Here is a 17275-nt window from a genome sequence, read left to right as displayed (position 1 = left end):
CCTGCCTCCTGAACTCACTTGAGAAACGGCAGCGGTGCCTTGGCCGCACGAATGGCAGCGATCCGCTGATCCGCTTCCGGCAGCAGGTAGGCAAAGAAAAAGCTCGCGGTTTGCAGCTTACTGGCGCGCAAAGGATTGCTGTCGGGTAACAAGCGAGCGACACGCGCCGCCCGGGTCCAGGCAAAAGCCTGAAGGGCCACGCCACACAGTCGTAGAAAATCGCCCGCTGCCCGATAGGGATATTCGCCGTCCTCGACGACCTGATCACGTATCTCCAGGTGCACACCCTCGAGTTTATCGCACAGCAACGCCAGCTCAGCGCCAAAACCGGTGCAGCCTGCTGTTTCGCAATCCTGCCCGGCTTCTTCGCGCATCACCGCCAACAATTGAGCGAGGGCCCGGCCTTCATCGCCCAGCACTTTGCGCAGCAGCAGGTCATTGGCCTGGATTTCGTTACTGCCCTCGTAAATCATCGCGATTCGGCTGTCGCGCAGGGTCTGTTCAATGGCGAACTCGGCGACGTAGCCGTACCCACCGAAGACCTGCAAGGCATTGCTGGCCAGGCGAAAACCCTGCTCAGTGAAAAAAGCCTTGATCACCGGCGTCAAAAGCTCCGCCAGTTGCAAGGCACTCTGCCGAGTGGCCAGGTCCGGGGCATGATCGGCCTGATCGAGCAAATGCGCAGCCCAGTATCCAACGGCGCGCATGCCCTCGGCGCAGGCCTGTAATTCCAGCAAAACCCGGCGCATGGCCGGATGATAATGAATCGGGTCGACCGCTTCGGCGGCAACGCCGACAGGACGCTTGGGCGCACGCATTTGTCTGCGCTCCAGCGCGTACGTATAGGCGTTCTGCCATGCAGCCTCGGCATGCCCCAAGCCCTGGAGACCGACATGCAGTCGCGCCGAGTTCATCATCACGAACATCGCGGCCAAACCACGGTTCGCCTCGCCGATCAGCCAACCCTGGGCGCCGTCGAAGACCAGCGAGCACGTGGCACTGCCCTTGATGCCCATCTTGTGTTCGATACCGTCGCAGCGCAGCGCATTGGTTTGGCCGTCATCCAGGCGCTTGGGCACCAAAAACAGCGAAATACCACGACTACCAGTGGGCGCCCCAGGCAAGCGCGCCAGCACCAGGTGCAGGATATTTTCAGTCAGGTCATGTTCGCCTCCGGAAATGAACAGCTTGCTGCCGCTCAACCGATAACTGCCGTCGCCCTGGGGTTCGGCACGGCAGCGCAGCAGGCCGACGTCGCTGCCGGCCTGGGGTTCGGTCAGGCACATGGTGGGCAGCGCCTCGCCACTGACGATCTGCGGCAGATAACGCTCCTTGATCCACTGCGGCGCATGGGTCTTGAGGCACAGGTAGGCGCCATGGGCGATTCCCGTGTACATGGCCCAGGCGTGGTTGCTGGCGTAGAGCATTTCCTGCAAGGCGGCATCGAGCAGTTGCGGCAGTCCCTGGCCACCGAAGGCTTCATCACAGGCCAATGCCGGCCAGCCACCTTCGGCGAATGCCCGGTAAGCCTGGACAAAACCGTCCGGCGTGCTGACCCGGCCATTGTCGAAGCGGCAACCCTGGCGATCGCCACTGCCATTGAGCGGCGCCAGTACATCCGCACTGAAACGCCCGGCCTCGCCCAGCACCTGGAGTGCCAACGGCAAGTCCAGGGCCTCGAATGCGGGCATCTGGCTCCAGGCCTGGGGCGCCTGCAGCCAGTGTTCAAGGATGAAATGCATGTCGCGCAACGGTGCCTGGTAGTGCCACATGGCAAACCTCGTGTCGATTAAAGGAAAAAATACCGCCAGGGTTCAGCCACGAAAATCCGGGTTCTCGATCAGCACGGCCATGCCCTGCCCGCCGCCGACACAGGCAGCGGCGATTCCGTAGCGCAGATGCTGCTCGCGCAATTGCCGCGCCAGGGTCATTACCAAACGCAGGCCGGTGGCGGCCAATGGATGCCCCTGCGCGATCGAACCACCACGGCGGTTAAGCCGCTGGCTATCCAGCTCCAGCGCCTGAGCCACTGCAAGCACCTGAGCGCCTTGCGCCTCGTTGATTTCGAACAGGGCGATATCGTCCTGGGCCAGGCCGCTGCGTTGCAGCAACAACTGGATCGCCGGCACCGGGCCGATCCCCATGAACTCCGGCGCCACACCGACCACCGCAGTCGCCAACAGGTGCGCCAGTACCGGACGCGTACTCATCGAGGCTCGGCCGACCAGTGCGGCCGCTGCGCCGTCCACCACCGCACAGCTGTTGCCGGCGGTTTGCACGCCATCAGCATGAATCGCCTGCAGCCTGGCCAGCGCGGATAAATCGGTGGGCCGGGGATGGCTGTCCTGGGTCACCGCTTCACATCGACGCGGCAGGGTAATCCCCCGTGGCTGATAGCCCTCCAGTTCAAACACCTCATTACCCACCGCGACGATTTCATCGCTGAACCAGCCGCTGGTCTGCGCGTGCAGCGCCCTTTGGTGACTGTCGAGGGCATAGGCATCCACCGCCTCGCGGCTCAGGCCGTGACGCCTGGCGAGGTTTTCCGCCGTGGCGATCATGTCCAGGCCCGGCGCCGGGTCGTACAGCGCTTCCCAAAGGAAATCCTTGAACTCCACCGGCGCTCCGAGGCGAAACCCGCCCCGATGGGTGTAGGCGGCAATCGGGTTGCGCGACATGGATTCGGCGCCCACACACAGCGCCAGTTGCGCGCCCCCTTGAAGCTGCTCGCCGGCCTGGCGCAACAGCTCAAAGCCGGTCGCGCAAATGCGCTGCACCGCCAAGGCCGGCACCTGTTGCGGCACACCGCTGTACAGACCGATATGGCGTGGCAGCATGTAGGCGTCGAAGCTGGCCTGGGCCATGGAGCCGGCCAGCACCGTGTCAACTGCCTGCGGATCGAGCCCGGCACGGGCCAACGCTTCGCGACCGACCTTGATGCCCAGATCAATGGGCGATACCTGGGCCAACGCGCCGCCGACATCAATCCAAGGCGTTCGCACGGCTTCAAGAATCGCCACATCGCTGAAGGACGAGTATTGCCCCGGGCCACTCATGACCGTGGCCCTGCACGCAGGATCGACGGGTCTTCACCGCGATACAACGCCTCGACCTGGGCCGCACGGCATTGCAACACCGCACGCTGGTTGATCGAGCCTTTGTCGGTGATTTCACCGCGATCGATGGACGGGGCCTCATCGAGCAACGCGATCCATTCCAGGCGACTGGCGTTGCCGCTGGCGTCACGATTGAGCCGCTGCAACCAGTCGGCGAACCACTGCCGCACCGGCGCGCTGGCCAGCACCTGGGCATCGCTGGCACTGGCATCGAGCCCCGCCAGGCGGCGGCATTCGTACATTCGTGGGAACACCAGCGCGCCAAGGCATTCACGATCCGGCGCGGTCACCACCAGGTCCTGGACATAGGGCGAGCCCTCCAGTACCGCACGATTACGCAGCGGCCCGACACTGACGAAGACCCCGGAAGACAGCTTGAAGTCTTCGGCAATGCGCCCATCGAACATCAGCCCCAGTTGCGCGTCATCCGGGTCAGCCAGCTTGAGCGCGTCACCGGAACAGTAATAGCCTTGTTCGTCGAACACCTCGGCGGTCTGATTTGGTGAGCGCCAGTAACCGGGCATGATGTGCGGCCCACGGAAGCGCCCTTCCAGCTTGCCCTCCCTGGGCACCAAGCGGACCTCGCAACCCGGTGCCGGCAGGCCGATGTAACCGGCCATGGACAAGGGCCCGGTGGTAAAGGTGCAGGATGGCGCGGCCTCGGTCATGCCCAGCCCCGCCATCATCCGGATGCGTTCGCCACAGTGTTGTTCGGCGACCCGGTCAAGCCGATCCCAGACGCTTTGCGACAGCCCGGCAGCGGCGAAGAAGAACAGGCTGACGCGCTTGAAAAAACACTCCCGTAATTGCGCGTCCTGTTCCAGGGCCGAGACCAGTTCTTCCCAGCCCTTGGGCACGGTCAGGTAGGCGGTGGGCGACACTTCCTTGAGGTTGCGCAGGGTCTGGGCAAATCCCTGGGCGGTCGGCTTGCCGTCGTCCAGGTAAAAACTGCCGCCGTTGTAGAGCACGATGCCGAGGTTGTGGCTGCCGCCGAACGTGTGGTTCCACGGCAGCCAGTCCACCAGCACCGGAGGTTCTTCACCGAACACCGGAAAGGTCTGCAACAACATCTGCTGATTGGCGCAGAGCATGCGTTGGGTGGTGATCACGGCCTTGGGCAGCCGGGTCGAGCCGGAGGTGAACAGAAACTTGGCGATGCTGTCCGGGCCGGTGGCGGCGAAAGCGGCTTCGGCCTCGGCGCCGCCCGATTGTTCGAGCAGGCTGGCAAAGCTCACCTGGCGGCGCCCCGCGACCTGGCCACGGACGATAATCAGTGGCGTATCGGCCGGCAGCACGGCGTCAATGGCGCGCTGGTACGCCGGGGCATCACTGACGAACACCAGGCCAGGTTGCAGCAGGTCGCACACGTGGCGCAGCTTGGAGAAATCCTGGGACAGCAGCGAATAGGCCGGCGACACCGGGCAGTAGGGAATGCCCGCATACAGGGCGCCGAAGGCGACTTGTAAATGCTCGATGTCATTGCCCGAGAGCAACACCAGGGGCCTGTCGGCCGACAGTCCATAGCCCAGCAGGCTTTGGGCGATCGCCCGGACGCTGTCGAGCATTTGCGCGTAACTCACCCGACGCCATTCACCGTCGTCCTGGCGGGCGGCGATAAAGGTCTGCTCGGGACGCACCCGGGCCCAATGTACCAGACGGTCGAGCAAGCGCCTGGGCATCTCGGCCAAGGGTTCCAGGGAGCGCATGTGCAGTTCGCCCTGCTGCTCGGTCACCTCGACCGCCGCGCAACCGATGGACACGGGGCGATAGCGCGGTGCGCTGGCCTGGGCTTGGGCTTGTAAACTGAATTCGGAACTCAAGTGCATGTACTCCGTCGAGGCACGCTAAACCAAGTCACCCACAGGTGACTCAGCGATAGCGTGGCAGCCGTTGGCTGCAGCCTTGTTATTGTTATTTCGGCCTTGCCCGCCTGTTCAGATCGGGTAGTGCCGCGGTCCGTTCTGCAAGGTGACCCAACGCAGCTGGGTGAAATGCTCGATGGACGCCTTGCCGCCGAAACTGCCGTAGCCGCTGGACTTGACCCCGCCAAAAGGCATTTGCGCCTCGTCGTGCACGGTCGGGCCGTTGATATGGCAGATGCCCGACTCGACCCGTTGGGCCAGGGCCAGGGCACGCCCGGTATCGCGACTGAAAATCGCCGCCGACAAACCGAACTCGGAGTCGTTGGCCAACTGCAGCAACGCCTCATCCCCTTCCCCGCGCAGCAACACGGCCACCGGTCCGAAGGACTCCTCGCGGTACAGACGCATGCTCGCGTCGACACCGTCGAGCAGGGTCGGCTGCAAAATGCTGCCATCCAGTTGCCCGCCGACCACCAGCCGCGCGCCTTTGGCCAGGGCATCGTCGATCAGGCCCTTGATGCGCGTGCCGGCGCTGGCGTCCACCAGCGAACCGAGCACCGATTGCGCATCTGCGGGGTCGCCCGCGCGCAGGGTGGCGACCTTGGCCGCCAACTTGGCGACAAAGGCATCGGCCACCTTGGCATCGACGATCAGGCGCTCGGTGGACATGCAGATCTGCCCTTGATTGAAATAGGCGCCAAAGGCTGCCGCCTCTACCGCAGCATCCAGGTCGGCATCGTCGAGCACCAGCAGCGGCGCCTTGCCGCCCAGTTCCAGCAACGCCGGCTTGAGGTGGCGCGCCGAGAGCTCGCCGACGATTCGTCCGACATGGGTCGAGCCGGTGAAATTGACCCGGCGCACCGCCGGGTTGGCGATCAATCGCTCGACAATGGCCGGGGCATCCTCAGGTGCGTTGCTGATGACATTGACCACGCCATCACCCAGGCCGGCGTCCTGCAGTACCTGACCGATCAAGCGGTGCACCGCTGGACTGAGCTCGGAGGCCTTGAGCACCACGGTGTTGCCGCAGGCCAATGGCATGGCGATAGCGCGGGTGGCAAGAATCACCGGAGCGTTCCAGGGCGCGATGCCCAACACCACGCCGCAGGGTTGGCGCAGGGCCATGGCGAAACTGCCAGGCACATCCGAGGGGATGACTTCGCCATTGATCTGCGTGGTCATCGACGCCGCTTCACGCAGCATGTTGGCCGCCAGCCGCACGTTGAACCCGTACCAGTTGGCCATGGCGCCGGTCTCCCCAGCCGCCTCGATGAACTCGGCGCTGCGCGACTGCAATTGTTCGGCGGCCTTGAGCAAACGGGTGCGGCGTTCATTGGGGGCCAGGGCAGCCCAGACGGGAAACGCCTTCTGCGCAGCGGCCACCGCGGCGTCGGCATCTTCCAGGGTGGCGGCGGCAACCCGCGACACCAACTCGCCGGTCACCGGGTTGCGGCGCTCGAAGGTTCGACCGTCGCGGGCGGGGCACGACTGGCCGCCAATCAGCAGGGGCACGTCCAGCATGGTGATTCCTCTTTATAGTCTTTGTCGGGAATACATTAAGAACGATGTAACCGCAGTACCGGGTCGCAACCGCGCCCGGCTACCTACCGCAGAACCTCAGCGTTTGTACGCTTGCAGGCCGGGCTTGATGCTCTTGTCGTCGAGGAATTGTTTCATGCCCTGCTCACGGCCGCCTTCGGTGTCGAGCAGGCGCGACTGATCGAGCTTGGCGTACAGGTAGTCCTCGTTCTGCTCCCAGGTCAGTTCGCGGCAACGTTTGAAACCATGCTTGGCCGCACGCAGCACCACCGGGTTTTTCTCCAGCAGGTTACGCGCCAGCTCAACGGTGGTTTCACGCAGTTGCGCCAACGGGACGCTTTCATTGACCAGGCCCATCTCGGCGGCTTTCTGCCCGCCAAAGGTCTTGCCGGTCATGATGTAGTACAGCGACTGACGGTGGCCCACGGTGTCGGCCATGGCCTTGCTGACCAGGTTGCCCGGCGGGATGCCCCAGTTGATTTCCGACAGGCCAAACGTCGCTTCGTCGGCGCAGATCGCCAGGTCACACGCCACCAGGGGGCTGAAACCGCCACCGAAGCACCAGCCGTTGACCATGGCAATGGTCGGCTTGGCGTACATGCGCAACAGTTTCCACTGCCATTGCGAGGCTTCGCGACGGATTTTTTCCTGAAGGATCTCCGGGCCGGCGTCCACTTCGCGGAAGTACTCCTTGAGATCCATCCCCGCCGTCCAGGCTTCGCCCGCACCGGTCAGCACCAGGACACCGGCGTCCGGATCCTGCTCGAGGGTTTCCAGGACGTCGATCATCTCGCGGTTCAGGGTCGGGCTCATGGCGTTGCGTTTTTCCGGGCGGTTGAGGATGACCCACGCGATGCCTTCCTCGATTTCCACTTTGACCGTTGTCCAGCGACCTTCGTAATTGCTCATGACGATGCTCTCTTGTTCTTGGTTTGAAGATGACTGGAAATTAAACCGGCGAATTAGTTATGTCAATTAACTATTAATAAAATTAACCAGTTTCCCGCTGCGCAGCGCCCTGCTGTCCGAACGCCAGCGATTTTGGCCATAGCAATCACCGGTCAACGCCGGCAAAATAGATAGTCTTGTTAACCCAAAATCCCCAGGACTCACCCGCAATGGCCAAGCCCTCCCCCCTCGCCGAGTCGATCGAGGCACCGTCGAACAACGCCGAGATGCAGGCACCACTCGATTCGGCCTTGAACGACCTGATCGGCTACGCCATGCGCCGCGCACAACTCAAGCTGTTCCAGAACCTGATTGGCCGCCTCTCGGCGCACGATCTGCGACCCGCCCAGTTCTCCGCCCTGGCGATCATCAATCAGAACCCCGGCCTGATGCAGGCCGATCTGGCCCGGGCACTGACCATCGAGCCGCCCCAGGTGGTGCCGCTGCTCAACAAACTGGAAAGCCGGGCGCTGGCGGTGCGCGTGCGCTGCAAGCCGGACAAGCGCTCTTATGGGATCTTCCTCAGCAAGACCGGCGAGACCCTGCTCAAGGAACTGAACCAGATCGCCGCGCAAAGCGACCTGGACGCCACCGCAGCGCTGGACGATCAGGAGCGCGAAGAACTGCTGCGGCTGCTGAAGAAGATTTATCAGGAGTGACGCACGCCCCCAAGGAGCGTGCCGGTGAGAAGCTTGCAGGCGGTTACCAGATCGGCAAGGTGTAGGTCACCAGGAAGCGGGTCTGGTTTTCATCGCGAAATGCCGCGCCACTCGGGAAATCGTTGCGGTAGATCGCCTTGCGCGCCACCAGTGCGACGTTTTTCAGCGGACCGCTCTGCACCACGTAACCCAGTTCCATCTGGAACTCGCGCTCCTTGCGGTCCTCAGCGTTGAAGGCTGCCAGCTCGATATTGTCACCGCGCAAATAACGCAACCGCCCCCTCAGCCCGGGCACTCCGGACGCGACGAAGTCGTAGTCATAGATGGCCTGCCACGTGCGCTCCTTGGCGTTGAGAAAGTCCGACGCCATGGTCAGCTCACTCATCCCCATCAACTCTGTCCCGGAGATGTAGGGCGTCGCCGAGTCGCCACTGGAATGCATATAGCCGATGCCCAACTTGTGTCCGCCGTAACGGTAGCTGAACAGCCCCGAGACGTTGCGGTTATCCACTTCACCGCCCTTGGCGCTGCCATCCTCGCGACTGAAAAAACTGCGCAGGTCACTGGTCAATACCCCCCCGCCCAGGGGCAGGTCATGCAGCAAGGCAAAGGTGTCCTGTTGGTACAAGTCGGCCACTTCCGCGTGGTAGGCCCGCAGGCTCAGCGTCTTGCTGACCTGATAATCGCCCCCCAGGTAGGCCATGTGCGAAGTCGTGGCAGTGGCGTTGAAGCGCCGGTTGGGCGAAGCGATGGTCATCGCCTCATAGTTGGTGGAATTGCGCTTGTCGATGCGATCGATGTACCCGGTGTTCAGCGTCAGGCCATCGAAGTCCCTGGAACTGAGGGTGGTGCCGCGAAAGGTCTGTGGCAGCAATCGCGAGGGGCTGGCAAAGGCAAACGGCAGGAAGATCGACACGTCCCCGGACTTCACCGTGGTCTGGGCAAAACGCAGCTTGGCGGTCGGGGCCAGGCGCGAGTACTCATCCGCCGCACGATTGTCGCTGGCCGACACCGGCAACAACTCGGTGCCGCTGCGATCCGGCGCGGAGTCGAGCTTGACCCCCAGCAGCCCGCGAACGTCCAGGCCAAAACCCAGCGGCCCTTCGGTAAACCCAGACTCCATGTTCATGATGAAACCCTGGGCCCACTCCTGCGCGGCGGTCTTGGCGCCATCGTCCTTGTATTGGCGGTCCAGGTAGTAATTTCGCAAGGTCAAGGTGCCGTGACTGTCTTCGATAAAACCAGCGGCGCGAAGCTGGGTGGGCAAGACGCTCAAGCCGAGCAGCGCCAGGACCAACCCTCGGTTGATACCGGGCACACAGGTGGCTGACGCCGTCGCAACGTCGTGCGTGGGGAGATTTGGCATGTTCGATTTCCATTTTTTATTGTTGTTTGTGCTGCCGGTGGAGCGCATTGCAGCCGGCTTCGCGAACAGAGAATGGAAACAGCGGATGACAGCTGTCAATGGGAAATGACCGATAATCGAACATTAATATTATTATCTATTTTCCAGTGAGCCGCTTCATATTGATCTTAGTATCTGATTTATAAGCCTTATCGGCTGATTTTTCGGATTTTCATGAGGCAGTTCATTTTTTAGTTATCTTTGTTATCTTATTCATCGGCAGTCATCTTCCGCGTACCCTGTGCGATGGGACGGCTCGACTCCACAACAAAAACAACAATGAGGTTTCACCCATGGACAGCCCATCGCGTCGTTCGACGCTGACAATCGCTTTGTGCTTTATCGTTGCGCTAATCGAGGGTTTCGATCTGCAGGCCGCCGGCACCGCTGCCGCCGGGCTGCGCCAGAGTTTTGCCCTGGACCCGAAGATGATGGGTTGGGTGTTCAGCGCCGGGATCATCGGCCTGCTGCCCGGAGCATTTTTTGGCGGCTGGATCGCCGATCGCATCGGCCGCAAGAAAATCCTCGTCAGTGCCGTGCTGCTGTTTGGCGTGTTTTCCCTTTGCACGGCCTACGTCGAGAGCTACTCCAGCCTGTTGCTGGTGCGCTTCATGACCGGCCTGGGCCTGGGCGCCGCCCTGCCCAACCTGATCGCCCTGTGCGCCGAAGCCGTCAGCGAACGCAACCGCGGCACCGCCATTAGCGTCATGTATTGCGGGGTTCCCCTGGGCGGTGCACTCGCGGCGGTGGTGGCGATGTTTTCCAGTGAACACTGGCAGACCACCTTCATCATCGGCGGCCTGGCACCCTTGCTGGTCGTACCGCTGATGGCCCTGCTGCTGCCCGAATCCACCGCCTTCCGCCAGCAACATTCAGCTACTGGCAACCTGCGCCCCTCCAGCGCACAGGCGCTGTTCGGCGAAGGTCGCACACGCAACACACTGGCCTTGTGGCTGAGCTATTTCTTCACCCTGACCGTGATGTACATGCTGCTCAACTGGCTGCCTTCATTGCTGCTGGAACAGGGCTTCAGCAAACCCCAGGCGGGCATGGTGCAAATGCTGTTCAACATCGGCGGCGCCCTCGGCTCGCTGCTCGGCGGCCTGCTCCTGGACCGGTGCAACGGCGTCAAGGTCGTGCTGTTCGTCTATGCCGGGTTGCTGACGGCGCTGGCTGGGGTCGGCCTCGCGGTGGGTATCGTACCGATGGCGATCGCCGGGTTTGCCGCCGGGTTGTTCGTCATGGCGGCGCAACTAGTGCTCTACGCCCTGGCGCCACCGTCCTACCCAACCGCAGTGCGCGCCACCGGTGTCGGCGCCGCCGTGGCCATCGGCCGCCTGGGCTCGGTGGCAGGCCCCTTGGCCGCCGGGCAGATCCTCGCCGCCGGTGCAGGCACCACGGGCGTGCTGCTGGCGACCTCACCGGGGCTGGTGATTGCTGCGCTGTCGATCCTGACTGTGATCGCCCGCACCGGATCGAGCGCGCAAGGGCAACTGAAGACCGCCAACTAAGCGGTTGAGGGATTTGAAGCGAGGGTTCTGCTCAGAGCCCTCGATCTTCATCAGCCTTTGGGTGATGGAGGTCGCCCTGGTCCTCTTGATCAATAGAATCAAGATAGTCGAGGTCATCCTGCTCCTCGTCGTCATCGTCAAGAATGCCTTGGGCGTCTTCTTCAACCCAGGGTTCTTCATCGTGGAATTCATGATCGAGCAGATGGTCGTGCTCGGGCTCAGGAATATCGATCTCGTCACTCATTTACATTTCCTGCGTTGGCTAAACTGTAAAGGGCACCTGTATAGGCGTGCCCTGCCCCTCAGTCAATATTCAAACGCACTCGGCCGTCGCTTGATATCCTGTTTCCACTTTTTTTCCCACTGAGATGAGCGCCGACAATGCCGGATCGTCGGCATTGTCGCTCGAGCACTTGAGCACTTTTAACAATGCCAAAGAAGCGGCAGACAGACACACCCGCAGCAACCGCTGCAGACATTGAAAGGTCTATCCAGGCCCTGAACAAGATGGCGGAACGACTGTGGGGAGATGGCCGGGAAGCTGAGGCGAAAGCCCTTCTTGATGCCTTGGATGCATTGAACCGGGCGCTTGACCGGATCAGGATTGGGGAGAGTCGCCGAGTTCTCCATTGAGAATCTGCGTTTACCTTGCGTCGTCGAAAATCTGGCCTGCACCTGATATGCGCACTCCCGTCACGGCAACGTCATATTTGCCCGGCACAATGCAGTCAGCCAAAGGGAATTGGCTACGTGATTGAGAAGCCCGACCAAGTGTCGGGCTTTTTCATTCACAGTCAGCGCCGCCCATCTACAACGCGCCATAAATCAGGCGACCCTTAACGACTCGACACTTACTCGCCCATCAGCCATGAGCTGAAGATACCGGCGTTTTTCAAGGTAGTTGTCGCATCAACCGTCTAACTATGCCGCTTTTTTCTCGAGTTGCTGCTCTCGATCCGGGTTCAACAGCACGGTGCCGATCGGCTCCCAGTTTCGTGTTCGACCCGACCACCGTTCCGGCTTTTGCTCCTTGGCTTGTTCGTACAGCTCATGTCGCCGAGCCAGGACCTGATGGTCAAGTCCTCGATGCCGCTCAGCCGGTGTGACGAAGCGGATACGGCTATGCCGGTGTTCATTGTTGTACCAACGCATGAAATCCCTCACCCACGCTCGTGCGGCGTCCAGACTGCCAAAACCATCCTGCGGCCATTGCGGGCAGTATTTTAGCGTTCTAAACAACGACTCCGAGTAGGGATTATCGTTGCTCACCCGCGGTCGTCCCCGTGAGGGCGTGATGCCCAGTTCGTACATCTTGCTCAACAGCGTCACCGATTTCATCGGCGCGCCGTTGTCCGAGTGCAGCACCAGCGGTTCGTGTAAACACTGTTCGCCGATCACGCTGCGTTGCAGCAGCGCGGCAGCTTTCTCGCCGCTTTCCGCGTCATAGACCTCCCAGCCCACAGCCTTGCGGCTGTAAATATCCTCGATCAAATAGAGGTAGTAATACTTGCCACGTACCGGCGACGGCAGGTACGTGATGTCCCATGACCACACCTGATTGGGCCCTATGGCCGCATGCGTCGTTGGTGCGGCGTGCCGCCTGGGGCGTTGGCTACGGCCTCGGTGTTGCTGTTGACCCGCCGCTCGCAAGACGCGATAAAACGTCGCCTCCGATGCCAGATAGCGGCCTTGGTCAGCCAGGCGCGGCACGATCTGGCTCGGCGGCAGATGAGCGTAATCAGAGCTGTTGCACAGCGTCACAATCGTCTGTCGCTCGAGCTCGCTTAGTGCATTTCGCGGCGTTGGCCGTGTGACAGTCGTTCGGGCATCGGCCTGGATAACGTCTGTTTCATTCCACCGCTGCAAGGTCCGCAGCGATAGACCGACCTCCCGGCAGGCCCTGATTTTTCTGGCTCCCGCCGCGACCGCTTGGCTCAGCCAGTCAACCAGTAACTGCCGTTCTGGCAAAGGCGTCAGTTGTCCTCGTTGTCGGTCCCCCAGTAGTCGTTGAGCTTTTTTCGCAGCACCAACAACGCCGCTGTTTCAGCGAGCGCCTTGTCTTTGCGGCGCAGTTCGCGCTCAAGTTGCTGGATGCGTTTCTTGTCTTTGCGCGACTGCTCCCGGTCTTCTTTTAGCTGGGCCTTTTCCGACTTCTGGCCGGCGATGAAAGCTTGTCGCCAGGCCGTGATTTGCTCGGGGTAAAGGCCTTTGCGGCGACAGTACTCACCCAGGTCGATCTCGGACAAACTGGCGGCTTCAAGCACGACAGCAAACTTGGTTTCGGCTGACCAGTTCTCGGTCAATGGCTTGTTTTCGGACACTGCACTTCCTTCAGAACTGAGCTGCTTGCGCCAGTTGGACAAAGACATTTCGCTGACCCCTTCGCGCCGGGATACCTCGGCCATCGACAGGTTCAGTGGGGGAAGCAGCATCTTGAGTAATGCGGCTCTGCGTTCAGGTGAATAATACGGCACGACCAGTCTCTTTCCGCCCCCGATATGCTTTTTTAGGAAAAACCGGAGAGGCGACAACTAACCTGACACCGGGGGATACTCTCGCCATTTTTGGAAGGCTTGCTGCTGCCTGGTGGAAGCCGCCAGCCACTCTGTGCCACCGATTAGTTCGACCGGGATGGCCATCATCTGCCCGATTGCAAGATCAAGTTCATTTGCGAGCTCACGCCCATTCGGCAAATCGAGGATTAGTGGTCGCATAAGAACCTGTCTTTTTTTTGGGCTACTTCATCGACTTGGCAATTTGTTGATCGTGCGCGAGCGCCGACGAACGGTCCCCCCACTTGGGGCGCCTGATTGGAGACATCGCCAATTACTGCTTGGATACCTCACCAATCCGACGATCCACGCGCAGATCATGCGAGCGAGGGCATGACCAAAAACTACCAGCGCGACCACGAGGACGCCATCTGGGGGCCGAGGAAATCGGGACCTGAATATCAGCGAAATCACCGGCTAGTTTTGCGCGGGTTTTGCGCAGACACAAAAAAGCCGATCTTGATGATCGGCTTAAGTGCCTGATTTTACTCATGAATAATGGTCGGGACGGAGTGATTCGAACACTCGACCCCTAGCCCCCCATCTCCTTTTTCATACTTCTTGAAAGATTCCAAAATTTTACTCTGGATTTTTCAAAGCTAGTATTTAATTGAGTTGCAGCGGTGCTCTGCTCTACGAGCGTGCAATAACGGCCATCAAGAGCCGACGTTTTTGTGGGGGGAAAAGTAGGGGAAATCAATTTCATGGCCAAAGTCACCATGATCACTCGACGCTCCCTTCTCGCCACCCCCCGGTGTCAGGTTAGTTGTCGCCTCTCCGGTTTTTCCTAAAAAAGCATATCGGGGGCGGAAAGAGACTGGTCGTGCCGTATTATTCACCTGAACGCAGAGCCGCATTACTCAAGATGCTGCTTCCCCCACTGAACCTGTCGATGGCCGAGGTATCCCGGCGCGAAGGGGTCAGCGAAATGTCTTTGTCCAACTGGCGCAAGCAGCTCAGTTCTGAAGGAAGTGCAGTGTCCGAAAACAAGCCATTGACCGAGAACTGGTCAGCCGAAACCAAGTTTGCTGTCGTGCTTGAAGCCGCCAGTTTGTCCGAGATCGACCTGGGTGAGTACTGTCGCCGCAAAGGCCTTTACCCCGAGCAAATCACGGCCTGGCGACAAGCTTTCATCGCCGGCCAGAAGTCGGAAAAGGCCCAGCTAAAAGAAGACCGGGAGCAGTCGCGCAAAGACAAGAAACGCATCCAGCAACTTGAGCGCGAACTGCGCCGCAAAGACAAGGCGCTCGCTGAAACAGCGGCGTTGTTGGTGCTGCGAAAAAAGCTCAACGACTACTGGGGGACCGACAACGAGGACAACTGACGCCTTTGCCAGAACGGCAGTTACTGGTTGACTGGCTGAGCCAAGCGGTCGCGGCGGGAGCCAGAAAAATCAGGGCCTGCCGGGAGGTCGGTCTATCGCTGCGGACCTTGCAGCGGTGGAATGAAACAGACGTTATCCAGGCCGATGCCCGAACGACTGTCACACGGCCAACGCCGCGAAATGCACTAAGCGAGCTCGAGCGACAGACGATTGTGACGCTGTGCAACAGCTCTGATTACGCTCATCTGCCGCCGAGCCAGATCGTGCCGCGCCTGGCTGACCAAGGCCGCTATCTGGCATCGGAGGCGACGTTTTATCGCGTCTTGCGAGCGGCGGGTCAACAGCAACACCGAGGCCGTAGCCAACGCCCCAGGCGGCACGCCGCACCAACGACGCATGCGGCCATAGGGCCCAATCAGGTGTGGTCATGGGACATCACGTACCTGCCGTCGCCGGTACGTGGCAAGTATTACTACCTCTATTTGATCGAGGATATTTACAGCCGCAAGGCTGTGGGCTGGGAGGTCTATGACGCGGAAAGCGGCGAGAAAGCTGCCGCGCTGCTGCAACGCAGCGTGATCGGCGAACAGTGTTTACACGAACCGCTGGTGCTGCACTCGGACAACGGCGCGCCGATGAAATCGGTGACGCTGTTGAGCAAGATGTACGAACTGGGCATCACGCCCTCACGGGGACGACCGCGGGTGAGCAACGATAATCCCTACTCGGAGTCGTTGTTTAGAACGCTAAAATACTGCCCGCAATGGCCGCAGGATGGTTTTGGCAGTCTGGACGCCGCACGAGCGTGGGTGAGGGATTTCATGCGTTGGTACAACAATGAACACCGGCATAGCCGTATCCGCTTCGTCACACCGGCTGAGCGGCATCGAGGACTTGACCATCAGGTCCTGGCTCGGCGACATGAGCTGTACGAACAAGCCAAGGAGCAAAAGCCGGAACGGTGGTCGGGTCGAACACGAAACTGGGAGCCGATCGGCACCGTGCTGTTGAACCCGGATCGAGAGCAGCAACTCGAGAAAAAAGCGGCATAGTTAGACGGTTGATGCGACAACTACCTTGAAAAACGCCGCTGTTAGGCAGCCCGAAAACTCCAAATGATCGCACCCCTTAAAGCGAGATCTGATAGTGCTTCTGATTGCATCTTTGTGTACTTCCAGCTTGCTCGAGTCTGGGTCAAGAGTGTGCGCCATCATATTCCGAACACGATTGACCTTTTCCGCCACCGACCATAAATCAGCAAGCGATCCGATTTTAATATCGTTGGGATAAAGGGCTTTCGATAGGTCAAGAACCTGGGAGAAAGAAAGACGCGAATCGGCAAGAAAACGTGGCTGATGTCATCCATTTGACCATTGAAGTGCTTCAGAAATTTTTGGTCGTGCTTCTCGCTGAACTCAAGATTCACCATTGATTAGCCCTTTCCATCCATGAAAAATCGCAAGGGTTTTGCGCCAGTTTTGCGCAGGTTTTGCGCAAGCCTGAAACGAGAAAGGGGATCAAGCCGCTAAGTGCTTGATCCCCTTACGAAATATGGTCGGGACGGAGTGATTCGAACACTCGACCCCTAGCACCCCATGCTAGTGCGCTACCGGACTGCGCTACGCCCCGACTAGGCGTGTATTTGTTCCTCACCTCGAGGAACGCTCAAGAATATATCGCAAGCTTTTGAAAACTGGAAGTATTTAAAAGCAGAAATTTATTTCTTGAGGACAACCAGGACATCTTCGAGCTCGGCAATCATCTGCCGGATCATCTGTTTGTACTGGGTGGTGTCGTCTTTGGCTTCATCGCCCGACAGGCGCAGGCGTGCGCCGCCGATGGTGAAACCCTGATCGTACAGCAGCGCGCGGATCTGCCGGATCATCAGCACGTCCTGGCGCTGATAATACCGGCGGTTTCCGCGGCGTTTGACGGGGTTGAGTTGAGGAAACTCCTGCTCCCAGTAGCGCAGCACGTGTGGTTTTACCGCACACAGCTCGCTGACTTCACCAATGGTGAAGTAGCGTTTGCCTGGGATGACGGGAAGCTCGTCGTTATGACTTGGTTCCAGCATAAGCCTCAACTCGGGCCTTCAACTTCTGCCCTGGACGAAAGGTGACCACACGGCGAGCCGTGATCGGGATTTCTTCCCCCGTTTTCGGGTTGCGGCCAGGCCGCTGGCGTTTGTCCCGAAGGTCGAAATTGCCGAAACCGGACAATTTGACCTGCTCGTTGTCTTCGAGAGCGTGCCTGATTTCCTCGAAAAACAGTTCGACCAATTCCTTGGCTTCCCGCTTGTTCAGGCCCAGCTCTTCATACAGACGTTCCGCCATCTCAGCTTTCGTCAAAGCCCCCATAC

14 protein-coding genes and 1 tRNA gene are annotated in these 17275 nt (G+C 60.2%); 4 read left to right on the top strand and 11 right to left on the bottom strand.

Annotated elements, in window-relative coordinates; genetic code table 11:
• Positions 1-14: 14 nt before the first annotated feature.
• From DKB71_RS12160 to DKB71_RS12140, 5 genes are all read right to left on the bottom strand, one after another.
• Positions 15-1772 (bottom strand): acyl-CoA dehydrogenase, encoded by a 1758-nt coding sequence (locus tag DKB71_RS12160; protein ID WP_408600543.1) that lies wholly within the window; start codon positions 1770-1772, stop codon positions 15-17.
• 42 nt (positions 1773-1814) lie between these two features.
• Positions 1815-3056 (bottom strand): thiolase family protein, encoded by a 1242-nt coding sequence (locus DKB71_RS12155; protein ID WP_408600542.1) that lies wholly within the window; start codon positions 3054-3056, stop codon positions 1815-1817.
• The gene (locus tag DKB71_RS12150) at positions 3053-4936 is read right to left on the bottom strand and encodes a feruloyl-CoA synthase (protein WP_408600541.1); all 1884 of its coding nucleotides are present in this window, start codon (positions 4934-4936) and stop codon (positions 3053-3055) included. The genes DKB71_RS12155 and DKB71_RS12150 overlap by 4 nt, the downstream gene beginning before the upstream one ends.
• A 114-nt stretch (positions 4937-5050) precedes the next feature.
• On the bottom strand, positions 5051-6499 hold the full coding sequence (locus DKB71_RS12145; protein WP_408600540.1) for an aldehyde dehydrogenase: 1449 nt from the start codon (positions 6497-6499) through the stop codon (positions 5051-5053).
• Positions 6500-6595: 96 nt separating this feature from the next.
• On the bottom strand, positions 6596-7426 hold the full coding sequence (locus DKB71_RS12140) for a p-hydroxycinnamoyl CoA hydratase/lyase (protein WP_274077380.1): 831 nt from the start codon (positions 7424-7426) through the stop codon (positions 6596-6598).
• Between the two features lie 209 nt (positions 7427-7635).
• On the opposite strand from DKB71_RS12140, the gene DKB71_RS12135 reads away from it, so the two are divergent.
• Complete coding sequence (locus tag DKB71_RS12135) at positions 7636-8124, top strand: MarR family transcriptional regulator (protein ID WP_323626235.1); 489 nt, start codon at positions 7636-7638, stop codon at positions 8122-8124.
• 43 nt (positions 8125-8167) lie between these two features.
• Here DKB71_RS12135 and DKB71_RS12130 read toward each other — a convergent pair whose 3' ends face one another.
• Positions 8168-9490, bottom strand: a complete 1323-nt coding sequence (locus tag DKB71_RS12130; RefSeq protein ID WP_408600539.1) for an OprD family porin — start codon at positions 9488-9490, stop codon at positions 8168-8170.
• Between the two features lie 332 nt (positions 9491-9822).
• On the opposite strand from DKB71_RS12130, the gene mhpT reads away from it, so the two are divergent.
• A complete protein-coding gene (gene mhpT, locus DKB71_RS12125; RefSeq protein WP_406591927.1) occupies positions 9823-11040 on the top strand; it encodes a 3-(3-hydroxy-phenyl)propionate transporter MhpT in 1218 nt (405 codons plus the stop codon).
• 31 nt (positions 11041-11071) lie between these two features.
• On the opposite strand, the gene DKB71_RS12120 is transcribed toward mhpT, so the two are convergent.
• Positions 11072-11284, bottom strand: coding sequence for a hypothetical protein (locus DKB71_RS12120; protein ID WP_408600538.1), 213 nt, complete (start codon positions 11282-11284; stop codon positions 11072-11074).
• A gap of 185 nt (positions 11285-11469) precedes the next feature.
• Here DKB71_RS12120 and DKB71_RS12115 point away from each other — a divergent pair, with 185 nt between their 5' ends.
• Positions 11470-11673 (top strand): hypothetical protein, encoded by a 204-nt coding sequence (locus DKB71_RS12115; protein ID WP_274077396.1) that lies wholly within the window; start codon positions 11470-11472, stop codon positions 11671-11673.
• A 288-nt stretch (positions 11674-11961) separates the two neighbouring features.
• Here the strand turns inward: DKB71_RS12115 and DKB71_RS12110 are convergent.
• A protein-coding gene (locus DKB71_RS12110) for an IS3 family transposase (protein WP_408597150.1) occupies positions 11962-13514 on the bottom strand; the annotation gives its coding sequence in 2 pieces (ribosomal slippage) (positions 11962-13052 and positions 13052-13514; 1554 coding nt in all).
• Positions 13515-14415: 901 nt separating this feature from the next.
• On the opposite strand from DKB71_RS12110, the gene DKB71_RS12105 reads away from it, so the two are divergent.
• Positions 14416-15968, top strand: a protein-coding gene (locus DKB71_RS12105) for an IS3 family transposase (protein ID WP_408597150.1) whose coding sequence is annotated in 2 segments (ribosomal slippage) — positions 14416-14878 and positions 14878-15968 — 1554 coding nt in all. Because the reading frame shifts where the segments join, the coding sequence is not laid out codon by codon here.
• Positions 15969-16468: 500 nt separating this feature from the next.
• On the opposite strand, the gene DKB71_RS12100 is transcribed toward DKB71_RS12105, so the two are convergent.
• The 3 genes from DKB71_RS12100 to ihfA all read right to left on the bottom strand — a co-directional run bounded on the left by DKB71_RS12100 (position 16469) and on the right by ihfA (position 17273).
• Positions 16469-16545: transfer RNA gene (locus tag DKB71_RS12100), tRNA-Pro, on the bottom strand.
• Positions 16546-16633: 88 nt separating this feature from the next.
• The gene (locus DKB71_RS12095) at positions 16634-16990 is read right to left on the bottom strand and encodes a MerR family transcriptional regulator (protein ID WP_003179985.1); all 357 of its coding nucleotides are present in this window, start codon (positions 16988-16990) and stop codon (positions 16634-16636) included.
• A complete protein-coding gene (gene ihfA / locus DKB71_RS12090; protein WP_002553164.1) occupies positions 16971-17273 on the bottom strand; it encodes an integration host factor subunit alpha in 303 nt (100 codons plus the stop codon). The genes DKB71_RS12095 and ihfA overlap by 20 nt, the downstream gene beginning before the upstream one ends.
• Positions 17274-17275 lie beyond the last annotated feature (2 nt).

The organism is Pseudomonas sp. PLMAX (assembly GCF_046042685.1).
GTDB lineage: Bacteria > Pseudomonadota > Gammaproteobacteria > Pseudomonadales > Pseudomonadaceae > Aquipseudomonas > Aquipseudomonas putida_AE.
Note: the sequence above shows the minus strand (reverse complement) of the source record. Positions and strands in the feature narration are given on the sequence as shown.